Below are 13800 nucleotides of genomic sequence, written 5' to 3' on the forward strand. Positions count from 1 at the left end.
CGAAGGAGAATTTCTTGTGACCAGTTTCCCGCCTGCCCCCGAGTTCGCCGCGTCGGCCAATGCCGATGCCTCGCTGTACGAGCGGGCGCGCGCCGATCGCGACGGTTTCTGGGCCGAGCAGGCCAACCGGTTGCACTGGCACAAGCCCTTCACCGAGGTGCTCGACTGGTCCGACGCGCCGGTCGCGCGTTGGTTCGGCGACGGCGAACTCAACGTCTCCTACAACTGCGTCGACCGCCATGTCATCGACGGGCACGGCGACCAGGTCGCCATCCACTGGGAGGGCGAACCGGGCGACTCGCGCGCGATCACCTACGCGGAGCTCCTCGATGACGTGTGCAGGGCGGCCAATACTTTCACCGCGCTCGGCCTGGTCGCCGGTGATCGGGTCGCGATCTACATGCCGATGGTGCCCGAAGCCATTGTGACGATGCTGGCGTGCGCGCGGCTCGGGCTCACCCACTCGGTGGTGTTCGCCGGGTTCTCCCCCACCGCCTTGCGTCAGCGGGTCGACGACGCCGAGGCCAAGCTGATCGTGACCACCGACGGTCAGTGGCGGCGAGGCAAGCCCGCCGCACTGAAGTACGCCGTCGACGAGGCGCTGGGTTCGGATCCGTCGAGCGTCGAGCATGTGCTGGTGGTGCGCCGGGTCGGACTCGACGTGCCGTGGACCGAGGTCCGTGACCTGTGGTGGGACGAGACCGTCGCTGTCGCTTCGCCTTCGCACGAGGCACAGCCCTTCCCCGCCGAGCACCCGCTGTTCATCCTCTACACCTCCGGCACCACCGGAAAGCCCAAGGGAATCCTGCACACCACCGGCGGGTACCTCACCCAAGCCGCCTACACCCACCACAACGTCTTCGACCACAAAGCCGGACACGACGTCTACTGGTGCACCGCCGACATCGGCTGGGTCACCGGACACAGCTACATCGTCTACGGACCACTCGCCAACCGCGCCACCCAGGTCGTCTACGAAGGCACCCCCAACTCCCCCGACGAACACCGACACTTCCAGATCATCGAAAAATACGGCGTCACCATCTATTACACCGCGCCCACCTTGATCCGCACCTTCATGAAATGGGGCCGTGACATCCCCGACGCGCACGATTTGAGCACCCTGCGCGTGCTCGGCTCGGTCGGTGAACCGATCAATCCGGAAGCATGGCGCTGGTACCGAGAAGTGTTCGGCGCGAACAAGACTCCGATCGTCGATACCTGGTGGCAGACCGAGACCGGCGCGATCATGATCTCGCCCCGAAGCATGGCGCTGGTACCGAGAAGTGTTCGGCGCGAACAAGACTCCGATCGTCGATACCTGGTGGCAGACCGAGACCGGCGCGATCATGATCTCGCCGCTGCCGGGCGTCACCGCGACCAAGCCCGGCGCGGCGATGGGTCCATTGCCCGGGATCTCCGCCGCGGTCGTCGACGACGACGGCACCCCTCTGGGCCACGACGGATCCGGTCTGCTCGTCCTGGATCAGCCGTGGCCGTCGATGCTGCGCGGCATCTGGAACGACATGGACCGCTACCGCGAAACCTATTGGCAGCGTTTCGCTTCCGAGGGCTGGTACTTCGCCGGGGACGGCGCCAAGCTCGACGCCGGCGGCGATCTGTGGATCCTGGGGCGCGTCGACGACGTCATGAATGTGTCCGGTCACCGCATCTCCACCGCCGAGGTGGAATCCGCGCTCGTCGGCCACCCGGCCGTCGCCGAGGCCGCCGTGGTCGGCGCGTCCGACGAGACCACCGGTCAGGGGATCGTGGCCTTCGTCATTCTCACCGGCAGGGCCGGTGCGGCCGAGTCGCTCGTGGCCGAGCTGAAGGCGGCGGTCTCGCTGGAGATCAGTCCGATCGCCAGGCCGCGTGAGATCCATATCGTGCCGGAGCTGCCCAAGACGCGCAGCGGCAAGATCATGCGCCGATTGCTGCGCGATGTCGCCGAAGGTCGCGAACTCGGCGACACCTCGACACTGGTCGACCCGACGGTGTTCGAGTCGATCGCCACCGCGTGAGCGGTCGGCGACGCGGTCCCTCGTCAACATGGAGCGTGCCCGACCTTGCCGAAAGGACACAGCGTGAGCGCGCCGGATGGACGTAGTCCGCGCGACACCGGGCATGCTGGAACGGTGGAGATACCAATATTCCCGCTGGGCGCGGTGCTGCTACCCGGTGAGTCGCTGTCGTTGCAGATCTTCGAGCCGCGGTACGTGGCGCTGGTCGAGGACTGCACGGATGGGCGGCGGGAGCCGGAATTCGGTGTCGTGCTGATCGCGCGCGGGCACGAGGTGGGAGGTGGTGAGGTGCGCACGGAGGTGGGCACCGTCGCCAGGATCACCGAGGTGATCGAACTGCCCGGTTCGCGATACCGGCTGCGCTGCAAGGGAACCGACCGCATCCGCGTCGAGAAGTGGCTCGACGACGCCCCGTATCCCCGGGCGGAAACCGAGCTCTGGCCGGACGGCGCCGGTGCCGACGACGGCGAGCTGCTGGCGGGCTTGCGTGAACGCGCGGACCGTCTGCACACGCTGACGGCCCAGTTCGCGCGGCGCAACGGCATCCGCAGGCCGCCGCCGTCGGCATCGCTGGACGATCTGTCCGACGATCCGACCACCCGCTCCTACGAGCTCGCCGCTCGCCTGCCGATCGGGCCGACCGACCGCCAGTCGGCCCTGGCCGCCCCGGATGCATTCAGTCGGCTCGCGGCCCTGTCCACCTCCGTCGATGACGCGATCGCGATGATGGAGTTCCGCCTGCTGTGAGGTCAGTCCGCCGACGCGACGGTGATCACGATTTTCGCGCGCGCGTGTTCGGTTTCCATGTACTCGATCGCGGCGGGCGTTTCGGCCAGCGGATAGGTCCGGTCGATCGCCGGGCGGAGCAGGCCCGACTCGATCAGTTCCCGCAGTTCGGTCAGCGACTCCGAAGTCTGCTCGGCCGTGGGAACCCGGATAGCGGGTTTCACGAACGGTCGCGCCAGCTGACCGCGCGCGAGCAGGCCGACCGGGCCGAACCAGCTGCCGCCGTCGAAGTTGCCGCCACCGGACAGCACCAGCGTGCCGGTGGGTTCGACCAGGCGCAGCAGTGCCCGCAGGGTCCGTGTTCCGGCCAGGTCGAGGACGGTGTCGTAGCGGCCGGTCACGGTGTCGCGGGTGTAGTCGACGACGTGCTCCGCGCCGAGCGCGCGCGCCGCCTCGACATTGCGGGTGCTGCACACCCCGGTGACCTGCGCGCCCCGTGCTCGGGCGATCTGGACCGCGAAGGTGCCGACCCCACCGGACGCGCCGATGATCAGCACCCGCTCCCCCTCGCCGACGTGGCGCAGGCAGGTCAGGGCGGTATTGGCGGCCAACGGCACCGCCGCGGCTTCCTCGAAGCTCAGATTCGCCGGTTTCCGGTCGAGCAACGCCCGCGACACCGCGATGTACTCCGCGAACGCACCGCTGACCGCCTCCCCGAACACCTCCTCGCCCACGGCCAGGTCCGCGACACCGTCCCCCACCGCCTCGACGGTCCCCGCGAAGTCCCCACCCGGCACCGGGTTCGCCGGTCCCTGGCGACCGAACACCGACCGATCCATCCACCGCGCGATCTTCGGATCCCCCCGCATCACATGCCAATCCCGCGCGTTCACCGACGAGGCGCGCACCCGAACCAGCACCTCACCCGCACCCACCGACGGCCGCCCGACCTCCACCGCCGTCAACATCGCCGCTGACCCGTATACCTGCTGCGCAATCGCCCTCACACCGAGAACGCTAGGCTCCCCCGACCGCCCAGCACATCAGGGAATCCCCCGATCTACCCGGAGATTTCACGCCGGGTCGGCACTACCCACGAGGCACCGGCCGCTGGGGCGAACCGGGCACCTATGCGTCGAACAACGCCTGTAATCGGGTTCGGTCGAACCGGGAGGGGATGTCCGACGTTGACAGGGGAAGAGCCGGTCGGCGGACCGGTGGGGGTATCGACTGAATCGGAGAACGAGCGATGACCATCAACGATTTCTCGCTGAACCGACGCGCTGTTGTCGTCGGCACGGGCGTGTTGGCCGCCGCGGCGACGCTGACCGCGTGCGGCGCCGCCGAGATGGGCGACGCGGCACCCGTGGCGCCGCCCGGGCCCGGGGCACCCGCCGGTGCGCTGGTCAAGGTGGCGGATGTCCCGGTGGGCGGCGGGGTGATCGTCGGCGACACGGTGGTCACCCAGCCGACCCCGGGCAACTTCGTCGGGCTGTCGTCGACCTGCACGCATGCTGGGTGCAAGGTCGCGACCGTGGCCAATGGCACCATCAACTGCCCGTGCCACGGCAGCCGATTCGGGCTCGACGGCGCCGTGCGTGGCGGGCCGGCCACGAAACCGCTGGCCGCCGAACCCGTTCGCGTCGAGGGAGACTCGATCGTTCCCGCGTGAGCGGACGATCAGCCGGCGGCCTCCATCATCTCGGACATGCGCCGTTCCATTTCTTCCGGCGAGACGTCTTCGATGTGGGTGGCCACCGTCCAGCGGTGACCCCACGGATCTTCGAAGGCGCCGCTGCGGTCACCGTAGAACTGGTCGGTCATGGGGGTGGTCGCGGTGGCGCCCGCGGTGAGCGCTGCGGCGAAGGCGGCGTCGGCGTCGGCGACGTAGACCATCAGGTTCACCGGGGAGCCCCCGACGGACTTCGGGTCGACGAAGCCGATCTCGGGGACCGGGTCGCCGACCATGAGCACCGAGTCGCCGACGAGCAGTTCACTGTGGACGACGGTGCCGCCCGGCCCGTCCATCTTCATGCGCACGGTCGCGCCGAAGATCGCGGTATAGAAGTCGATCGCGGCGGCCGCTCCCGCGCACGCCAGCCCAGGACAGATCCGCGGATAGCCGTCAGGAAAGGGGGAAACATCAGACATCGGATACCTCCGTGTCGAGAGTGATGCTCGGACGGAACCAGCGTATTCCCCTCGCCTGATCGGGGAAAGGCCATCACCCGCTCGGCCTGCCATTGAGATCAGGACTAGTAGAACTGGTTCTACTCATGTAGAACTGGGTTCAGGTTGTAGAACCTGTTTCAGTTTTGCTGTCGAAGTCGGAGGGCCGGGACGTGCGCTACGGGGTTGTGTTGTTCACCAGTGACCGGGGCATCACGCCCGCCGATGCGGCCAAGGCCGCCGAGGACGCCGGATTCGACGCGTTCTACGTCCCCGAGCACACCCACATCCCGGTCGTGCGCGCCGCGGCCCATCCGCAGACCGGGGACTCCTCGCTCCCCGACGACCGGTACCTGCGCACCCTCGACCCGTGGGTCGCGTTGGCCACCGCCGCCGCGGTCACCGAGCGGATCACGTTGTCGACGGCGGTGGCGCTGCCCGCCGAGCACCATCCGATCACCCTCGCCAAGACCATCGCCTCCCTGGATCACCTGTCCGGTGGCCGGGTGGAGCTGGGTGTCGGATTCGGGTGGAACACCGACGAACTCGCCCATCACGGCGTTCCCGCGAACAAGCGACGCACGGTGTTGCGTGAGAACCTCGACGCGATGCGGGCACTGTGGTCGCAGGAGGAAGCCGAGTTCTCCGGCGACTTCGTGAAGTTCGGAGCGAGCTGGTCCTGGCCCAAGCCGGTGCGCGCCGGGGTCCCGGTGCTGCTCGGCGCGGGCGGTACCGAGAAATCGTTCGGTTGGCTCGCGGCCAACGCGGACGGTTGGATCACCACCCCGACCGAAGGCGACCTCGGTGCCAAAGTCGAACTGCTGCACCGTGTCTGGAAGGACGCGGGTCGCGACGGTACCCCACGGGTGATCGCGCTGGCGGGTCGTCACGACGGCGAGCAACTCGCTCGCTGGGCCGACCTCGGCGTCACCGAGGTCGTCTTCGGCCTTCCCGACAAGAGCGCCGACGACGTCCGTGGCTATCTCGGCCACCTCGGCGGGAAACTCGCCGTCTCGGCGTGAGTCCGAACCGGTTTCAGCCGCGGAGCTTGCGCACCTGCGCCGCGGTGAGATCGGCGAGCACGCCGGGGTCGACGACTTCCGGCGCGGTGACGACCACCTGAACCAGCGTGTTGCCCACCTGGACCAGCGATGTCGCCGAGGTGAGGGTGAGCCCCTCGCTCGTCGCGGTCAGGGTGAACGCCGAGCCTGCGTCGCCCACGGGCGGCTGCGCGAGCGCGCTGGTTCGATACTCGATCCGCACGCCCGCGTCGTCACCGGAGTAGCTGGTACAGCGCCGGGCCTGGGCCTGGAGCGCGTCGAAGGCCGGAGCCAGCGCCGGGTCCGGGTAGCTCGCGGCGTCGATGTCGATGGTGGCGAAGCTGGGCCCCGCGAACTGCACCGACGCGGCGGCGGCCGACCCCGGCCACTGCTGCGCGATCGGCGAGAGCAGACGCCCACAGTCCGGCGGATCCGTCAGCGCCGCAGGCGGTACCGCGGGCTCGGCGGCGTCACCGCGCGGCGGCACCACCGCGAAATCACCGGGCAGATCCGTAGCGGCGAGCAGACCGGCCGACAACTGCGCCGCATCGCGAACGACAGCCCCGGTTCCGGGGGCGGCCGTGACGGGGGCGGAGAACGGACCCGATCCCGGCGAATCCGCCGCGTCGTCGGACCCACAGCCCGCGACCGCGGCCAACCCGACACAGGCCGAAACAGCCGCGCCGACGCGCAGCGCACCTGCTCGCATCATTCCGTCCAGGAAACGCGGGTCGACTGCGTCTGCACCAGGGTGCTCACGCTGCGCGCGTCCCGATAGGTCTGCTGGCCACCGATCTCGATGGAACCCGAAACCGGCAGCGGCATACCGAGATCGATGGTGATCGAGCCGACGCCTTCCATCACGTAGCCGTCGATGTCGAGCTCACCCGCGTCGTTGGGCAGCTCCCACACAGTGTCGGTGGGCGTCTGATTCACCTGCAGATCGATGGTGAGCCGGTCACCCTCCCGGCTGGTGAGCGTGGCCGTGGTGATCTGGTCCAGGGTGACCCCGCCGGTGATCGTCTGGTGCACCGTCCACACCGCACCGACCCCGACGGGCTGGTCCGGGAACGCGATCGACTGATACACAGCCTGGTAGAAGGCCTGTTCGAGCGCGGCCCGCGCGGTATTCGGGGTATCCGGCGACGGGGCCATGCGCAGCTCGGTGATCGCGCCGAAGTCGCTCATCCCCAAACCGGCGTGTGAACCGTCGGCGGACGTGAACGCCTTGTTGAGCGCGGGGTCGGGGGTGGTGACCGCGCCGACGGTGAGGTCGACGCCGTCGCTGCCCGCGCGCGCGGTCATCGGGATGGTCAGCGCGGCGGGCGAGAAGTCGCGGGAGGGCTGATCGTTGACCTGCTGCTGGATCCGGTAGTCGGTGCGCAGCGTCACTTCCTGAGTGGTGCCCACCGCATAGCGCGGTCGCAGCAGATCGCGCGGCTCCTCGCCGGGCGAGACCATCGTGGTGACCGCGGCCGAGATCGGCACGGTGACTTCCTTGCCGATGCCGAGCGGCTCGGTGCCGTCCACCTCCGCGGCAGGGGCCGAGCGGTCGGCGCACCCGGCGCCGAAGGTCGCGAACCCGAGCACGAGCGCCACCAGTAACACCCCGGGGCGCGCGATGCGGGGTACGCGAGATCTAGACAACACCGTCACAGCCATCAGGGTACGACCGCTTCCTGAGTAACACCTGGGACTCCTCGGCACCGCGGCGCAGGCCAGATCACCACTAGGGAATGATGGACGCGTGAGTGAAGACCGGCCCACCGACAACGCTGCCGTCCCCGAGACCGGCGACGACTCAGCCACCCCCTCGGCCGCTGCCACACCCGAGGCCGCCGAGACGGCGAAACCCGCTGGTCGCCGCCGTTTGACAACGCTGCTGATCATCGCCGTCGTCCTGTTCGGGCTCGACCTGCTGACCAAATGCCTCGCGGTCGCCTTCATCGACCCGGGCGAATCGGTGCCGATCATCGGCGATTTCGCGCGGTTCACCCTGGTGCGCAACCCGGGCGCGGCGTTCTCGATGGCGACCGGCATGACCTGGCTGCTCACCCTGATCGCCGCCGCGGTGGTGATCGGCGTGATCCGGATCGGGCGCACCCTGCGTTCGCTGTGGTGGGCCATCGGCCTCGGCATGGTGCTGGGTGGGGCGCTGGGCAACCTGGTCGACCGGATCTTCCGATACCCAGGCCCGCTGCAGGGCCATGTGGTCGACTTCGTCGCCGTCGGCTGGTGGCCGGTCTTCAACGTCGCCGACTCGGCCATCGTGTGCGGGGCGATCCTGCTGGTCGCGCTCACCGTGTTCGGTTTCGAACCGGACGGCACCCGCAGCGGTCGCAAACACACCGAGGAGACCGTATGAGAGAAACCAGAACCATGCCCGTCCCCGATGGACTCGACGGGATGCGGGTGGACGCGGGACTCGCCCGCCTGCTCGGCCTCTCGCGGACCGCGGTCGTGGCGCTGACCGAGGACGGCTCGGTGCAGATCGACGGGGTCGCCGCGGGTAAGTCCGACCGACTCACCGCGGGCGCGTGGCTGGAAGTGATCTTCCCCGAACCCAAGCGCGCACTGACGGTCGAGGCCGCGCCGGTCGACGGGATGAACATTCTCTACGCCGACGACGACATCGTCGCCGTGGACAAGCCGATCGGCGTCGCCGCGCACTCCGGCGTCGGCTGGACCGGACCGACCGTGGTCGGCGGCCTGGCGGCGATGGGCTATCGCATCTCCACCTCGGGCGCGCACGAACGGCAGGGCATCGTGCACCGGCTCGACGTGGGCACCTCCGGTGTGATGGTGGTGGCACAATCCGAACACGCTTACACGATGCTCAAGCGCGCCTTCAAGGAACGCACGGTCGACAAGCAATATCATGCACTCGTGCAGGGACACCCCGATCCGAGCAGCGGCACCATCGACGCGCCGATCGGGCGCGCGCGGGGCAATGCCTGGAAGTTCGCGGTGACCGGCGACGGCAGGCCGAGCGTCACCCACTACGACACCATCGAGGCGTTCCAGGCGGCCAGTCTGCTCGACGTCCACCTCGAAACCGGCCGCACGCACCAGATCCGGGTGCACTTCTCGGCGGTGCGCCACCCCTGCGCGGGTGACCTCACCTACGGCGCCGACCCCACACTGGCCAAACGCCTCGGCCTGGAACGGCAGTGGCTGCACGCGCGTCAGCTCGGCTTCCATCATCCCGCCGACGGTCGCTGGCTCGAGATCACCAGCGAGTACCCCGCCGACCTAGCGGGCGCCTTGGACGTACTACGCAATGCCTGACGACCCGCGGTCGTCCGAACCGGCGCCGGACACGGCGCCGGACGACCGCGGGGAACCGCCCGCCGAGCCGGCGGGAGCACCGGTGGACGACAACGCACCCACCTCCTCGGTAACGCTCGGGAACATGCCCGCCGAGCCGGGATCACAGGCCGACGACGGCGATTCGGACGACCGACGACTCTCCCTACGCAATGCCGTCATCTACGGGATCGCGACGATCGGTGCGGTGATCCTGCTGGTCGTCGCGTTCCGCGAGCCGCCGCCCGCGTCGGCGGTGACGACCGACCGGCTCGGACCCGCACCCGGCGAGCAGGTTCAGCACTACCTCGACGACGCGCGGGCCTCGCTCGGCGGTGACGACGCCGACCAGCACTGGGCGCTGGTGTCGTTCTCCGAATACCTGACGCCCCAACAGATTCCGGCTACGGCCGAAGGGTTGCGGGTCTCCGGGGTGATCCAGCACGTGCCGGTCGATCGGGTGCAGACACCGGTGATCACGGTCGCCACTCCGGCCGGCGACGAGCCCGCGGTGAAATCCGGCGAGGCGGCAGCGGGTCTGGTCGCGGCACAACAGTTCCGCGATCAGCGCAGCGCCGAGATCGCCCATCTCACCGAGTCGCGCCTGCGCGCGGGCTGCGCGTGCACGGCGGGCATCGTCGTGCGCGGCACGCTGCCCCAATTACGTGACCTCGCAACACGATCCGGAGTTCGGGCGGTGCAGGCGCTACCGGCCGACGCCGTCGCGGGCCGGTTCGCGGTGAGCCCGTTGCTGCCGGGCAGCACCGATACCGTGACCCCGAACCCTGACGACGGCCCGGTTCCGACCGAGTAGCACTCCGGTCGGCCACCTACGGCCGATCGCCGGCACGGCGCGTATCGGCCAGCTCCCACAGCGTGCGTGCCCGGTTCACATCGCCGGCCTGGTCGTAGGCATCCGCCATCACTTCGAGCGCACCGGCGTCGAGCCGGTCGATAGCCACGATGAGATCGGAAAAAAGATCGTCCAGTTCGTCGGGGGTCATCGGGTGGTCCCGAGACGGTGCGACAGCGTTACCTCCATAACCGGCAAAGGTACTCCAACACCGAATGTCGGTCCGGCACAAGGGTTCTGGAATCGGTTACGGCAGGGTCAGCTACTCCTCACGCCCCCTGCGCGCCCACCGGAGGAAAGAGCTTGCCCGCGCCGCCGGAGCGCCGGGACTGCACCCACCATGCCAGCTCGACCAGCACGATGCCGATCGCACCGCACACCACCGCGGCCAGCGTCAGCCGCGGGTTGGACGGGTCGAGTTTGAAGAACTCGCGGGTGAACGGGATGGTGAACAGTGCGACGTAGGCGAGTACGGAGACCGCGATCAGCACGACCTTCCACCACACATACGGCCGCGCCACCAGCACGAGCACCCACATCGCGATCATGATCAGCGTGATCAGCGCGGTGGTGCCCGCCTGCACCTTCTGAGTCTCCGAGGCTTCCGGTCCGGCGTAGGCGATGAGGTAGGACACGAACGTCGCGATGCCGATCACCACGCCCGACGGCACGGCCAGGCGCATCACCCGGCCGACGAAGCCGGTGCGGGCGCGTTCGTTGTTGGGCGCCAGCGAGAGCACGAAGGCCGGGATGCCGATGGTGAACCAGGCCGCGATGGTGACGTGGCGCGGCAGGAACGGGTACCCGATGGGGTCGTAGCCGAAGATCTGCGAACCGACGCCCGCGATGCCGACGAGGAAGGCCAGCAGCACCGAGTACACGGTCTTGGTGAGGAACAGGTTCGAGACGCGCTCGATATTGCCGATCACTCGGCGGCCCTCCCCCACTACGTACGGCAGGGTCGCGAACTTGTTGTCCAGCAACACGATCTGCGCCACCGCGCGGGTGGCCGGGCTACCCGCGCCCATCGCGACGCCGATATCGGCATCCTTGAGCGCCAGCACGTCGTTGACGCCGTCACCGGTCATGGCGACGGTGTGCCCACGCGACTGCAAGGCGCCGACCATGGCGCGTTTCTGGTCGGGACGGACCCGGCCGAAGGTGGTTTCGTGATCGAGGATGTCGGCGAGCGCGGCCGGATCGTCGGGCAGGGTGCGCGCGTCGACGGCGTGGTCACCGCCGGGCAGGTCGAGTGAGGAGGCGACCGCGCCGACGGACACGGCGTTGTCGCCGGAGATCACCTTGATCGAGACCTGCTGGCTCGCAAAGTATTCCAGGGTCTCCTTGGCGTCTGGGCGCACCTTCTGCTCGAGCACCACCAGGGCGGCCGGCTCGACCCGGCCGGGCGCGTCGTCGGCGTCGACCGGGCGGTCGCTGCGTGCCAGCAGCAGCACACGCAGACCCGACGAGCCGAGCTCCTCGGCATGGGCCGCATCGGCGGAGCCGGAGTCGAGCAGCACGTCGGCGGCACCGAGCAGCCAATCCCCCTGGGCGCCATAGGAAATGCCGCTCCACTTCTTGGCCGAGGAGAACGGCGCGATGGCGGTCTGCGCCCAGCCGGGCGAGTCGGGCAGTGCCTCGGCGATGGCCTGCACGCTGGCATTGGGGCGCGGGTCGTCGCCGGCGAGCGCGGCCAGTGCGGTCTTCACCTGTGCCTCGTCGAACGCGCCGAGTGGTTCGACCTGAGCCAGTCGCATGCCGTTCTCGGTGAGGGTGCCGGTCTTGTCCGCGCACACCACGTCGACGCGGGCCAGGCCCTCGATCGCGGGCAGTTCCTGGACCAGGCACTTGCGTTTGCCCAGACGCACCACACCGACCGCGAAGGCGATCGAGGTCATCAGGACCAGCCCCTCGGGAACCATCGGCACCAGCGCGGCGACCATCCCGGTCACGGCGGGTCGCCACGATTCCCCGCTGGAGACCAGCTGGTTGTAGATGCTGAGCAGACCGGCCGGAATGAGCAGGTAGGTGATGAATTTCAGGATTTTGTCGATACCCGAACGCAATTCGGAGTGCACCAGCGTGAACTTGCTGGCTTCCTCCGCCAATTGCGCGGCGTAGGCGTCCTTGCCGACCTTGGTCGCGCGGTAGGCGCCCGAACCCGACACCACGAAGCTGCCCGACATCACCGGCGCGCCGACGCCCTTGTGGATCGGGTCGGCCTCACCGGTCAGCAGCGACTCGTCGATCTCGAGCGCGGCGGCCTCTTCGACCTCGCCGTCGACCACGATCTGATCGCCGGGGCCGAGCTCGATCAGATCGTCCAGGACCACCTCGCCGGGCGCGACCTGCTGGGCGAGGCCGTCGCGGCGCACGGTCGGCTTGGCCTGGCTGACGATCGCCAGCTCGTCCAGGGTCCGCTTGGCCCTGACCTCCTGGATGATGCCGACCGCGCTGTTGGCCACGATGAGCAGCCCGAACATGCCGTCGATGATCGAGCCCGTCGACAGAACGAGCAGGAACAGCACACCGAGAATGGCATTGATACGGGTGAAGACATTCGCGCGAACGATCTCGGCGACCGAACGACTCGCCCTGGCCGGGACGTCGTTGGTGCGCCCGTCGCGGCGGCGCTCATCGACCTGTGCTGCGGTGAGCCCGGCGGCCGCGGGTTCCTGCACGGATATGGACATGCTCGCCAGATTAGCCGGTCGTAACATGGGATGAATGCAGCGCAGCTCCTCCCCGCCCGGCGTGGTTTTCGGTGCGGGGGCCTACCTCATCTGGGGTTCGTTCGCCGCCTTCTTCGGGCTGCTGTCGTTCGCCTCACCTGCCGAAGTGGTGGCGCAGCGGATCGTCTGGACGCTGGTCGTGGTGCTGCTCGTGCTCACGCTGACAGGGCGACTGGGGAACTTGCGCGGGATCGATGCCAGGACCTGGCGTCTGGCGGCCGCGGCGTCGGCGGCCTTGTCGCTGAACTGGGGCGTGTACGTCTTCGGCGTCACCACCGGGCACATCGTGGAATGCGCGCTCGGTTACTTCATCAATCCGCTGGTCACCGTCGCCATCGGCGTGTTGCTGTTCCGGGAACGGCTCACCCGCGCGCAGTGGGTGGCGTTGGGGCTGGGCGCGCTGGCGGTGGTGGTGCTGACCGTCGACTACGGCAGACCGCCGGTGATCGCGCTGATCCTGGCCTGCTCGTTCGCCGCCTACGGGCTGGTGAAGAAGGTGATCCGGCTCGACGCGCTGCCCGGGATCGCGGCCGAGGGCATTGTCGCCGTGCCTTTCGCGCTGGCCTTCCTGATCGTCTTGATGGCCACTGACCGCAGTGAGATGACCTCCAGCCCTGCCCATTTCGGCCTCATGCTGGCCACCGGACCGGTCACGCTGCTACCGCTGCTGCTGTTCGCCGTCGCGGCCAAGCGGGTCCCGCTCTCGACCATGGGCATCCTGCAATACCTCACCCCCGCCCTGCAGATGGCCTGGGGCGTGGCGGTCATGCACGAACCCATGCCCGCCTCCCGCTGGGCCGGATTCGCCTTGATCTGGACGGCGCTGGCGGTGTTCACCACCGACGCCCTGCTGCGGGCGCGCCGCACCAGGCAGCTCTCGGTGGCCGAGACGGCGGACGCGACCACGCACTAGCCCGATTCGGTGTCACACCGGAAGCTCGATTCGGTGTCAC

13 protein-coding genes and 1 pseudogene are annotated in these 13800 nt (G+C 68.8%); 8 read left to right on the plus strand and 6 right to left on the minus strand.

Going from position 1 to position 13800, the window contains the following annotated elements; translation table 11 throughout:
• Positions 1-16: 16 nt before the first annotated feature.
• Positions 17-2021: pseudogene (locus ASD42_RS14015) on the plus strand (acetate--CoA ligase).
• Between the two features lie 63 nt (positions 2022-2084).
• Positions 2085-2768, plus strand: coding sequence for an LON peptidase substrate-binding domain-containing protein (locus ASD42_RS14020; RefSeq protein ID WP_084504415.1), 684 nt, complete (start codon positions 2085-2087; stop codon positions 2766-2768).
• 2 nt (positions 2769-2770) lie between these two features.
• Here ASD42_RS14020 and ASD42_RS14025 read toward each other — a convergent pair whose 3' ends face one another.
• Entirely contained in the window at positions 2771-3754 is a 984-nt protein-coding gene (locus tag ASD42_RS14025) for an NAD(P)-dependent alcohol dehydrogenase (protein ID WP_056816380.1), read from the minus strand.
• Between the two features lie 242 nt (positions 3755-3996).
• Between ASD42_RS14025 and ASD42_RS14030 the strand changes: the two genes are divergently transcribed.
• Positions 3997-4419 (plus strand): QcrA and Rieske domain-containing protein, encoded by a 423-nt coding sequence (locus ASD42_RS14030; RefSeq protein ID WP_056816383.1) that lies wholly within the window; start codon positions 3997-3999, stop codon positions 4417-4419.
• A gap of 8 nt (positions 4420-4427) precedes the next feature.
• On the opposite strand, the gene ASD42_RS14035 is transcribed toward ASD42_RS14030, so the two are convergent.
• Positions 4428-4898, minus strand: coding sequence for a VOC family protein (locus ASD42_RS14035; protein ID WP_056816387.1), 471 nt, complete (start codon positions 4896-4898; stop codon positions 4428-4430).
• 191 nt (positions 4899-5089) lie between these two features.
• Here ASD42_RS14035 and ASD42_RS14040 point away from each other — a divergent pair, with 191 nt between their 5' ends.
• A complete protein-coding gene (locus tag ASD42_RS14040) occupies positions 5090-5938 on the plus strand; it encodes a TIGR03619 family F420-dependent LLM class oxidoreductase (RefSeq protein WP_056816390.1) in 849 nt (282 codons plus the stop codon).
• A 13-nt stretch (positions 5939-5951) separates the two neighbouring features.
• Here ASD42_RS14040 and ASD42_RS14045 read toward each other — a convergent pair whose 3' ends face one another.
• Both ASD42_RS14045 and ASD42_RS14050 read right to left on the minus strand, forming a co-directional pair.
• Positions 5952-6668, minus strand: coding sequence for a hypothetical protein (locus ASD42_RS14045; protein ID WP_082844263.1), 717 nt, complete (start codon positions 6666-6668; stop codon positions 5952-5954).
• On the minus strand, positions 6665-7618 hold the full coding sequence (locus tag ASD42_RS14050; RefSeq protein ID WP_056816393.1) for a hypothetical protein: 954 nt from the start codon (positions 7616-7618) through the stop codon (positions 6665-6667). The genes ASD42_RS14045 and ASD42_RS14050 overlap by 4 nt, the downstream gene beginning before the upstream one ends.
• Positions 7619-7703: 85 nt before the next feature.
• Between ASD42_RS14050 and lspA the strand changes: the two genes are divergently transcribed.
• The 3 genes from lspA (at position 7704) to ASD42_RS14065 (ending at position 10076) form a co-directional block, all read left to right on the plus strand.
• Entirely contained in the window at positions 7704-8321 is a 618-nt protein-coding gene (gene lspA / locus ASD42_RS14055; protein WP_056816396.1) for a signal peptidase II, read from the plus strand.
• The gene (locus ASD42_RS14060) at positions 8318-9244 is read left to right on the plus strand and encodes an RluA family pseudouridine synthase (RefSeq protein WP_056816398.1); all 927 of its coding nucleotides are present in this window, start codon (positions 8318-8320) and stop codon (positions 9242-9244) included. The genes lspA and ASD42_RS14060 overlap by 4 nt, the downstream gene beginning before the upstream one ends.
• An 82-nt stretch (positions 9245-9326) precedes the next feature.
• Positions 9327-10076 (plus strand): hypothetical protein, encoded by a 750-nt coding sequence (locus tag ASD42_RS14065; protein ID WP_235569513.1) that lies wholly within the window; start codon positions 9327-9329, stop codon positions 10074-10076.
• A 16-nt stretch (positions 10077-10092) separates the two neighbouring features.
• Here the strand turns inward: ASD42_RS14065 and ASD42_RS34380 are convergent, their stop codons facing one another.
• Together ASD42_RS34380 and ASD42_RS14070 are read right to left on the minus strand one after the other, a co-directional pair.
• Positions 10093-10266, minus strand: coding sequence for a hypothetical protein (locus tag ASD42_RS34380; RefSeq protein ID WP_156677468.1), 174 nt, complete (start codon positions 10264-10266; stop codon positions 10093-10095).
• 118 nt (positions 10267-10384) lie between these two features.
• A complete protein-coding gene (locus tag ASD42_RS14070) occupies positions 10385-12808 on the minus strand; it encodes a cation-translocating P-type ATPase (protein ID WP_056816401.1) in 2424 nt (807 codons plus the stop codon).
• Positions 12809-12842: 34 nt separating this feature from the next.
• On the opposite strand from ASD42_RS14070, the gene rarD reads away from it, so the two are divergent.
• On the plus strand, positions 12843-13760 hold the full coding sequence (gene rarD / locus ASD42_RS14075; protein ID WP_056816404.1) for an EamA family transporter RarD: 918 nt from the start codon (positions 12843-12845) through the stop codon (positions 13758-13760).
• Positions 13761-13800: the final 40 nt, after the last annotated feature.

The organism is Nocardia sp. Root136 (assembly GCF_001427185.1).
Lineage (GTDB): Bacteria > Actinomycetota > Actinomycetes > Mycobacteriales > Mycobacteriaceae > Nocardia > Nocardia salmonicida.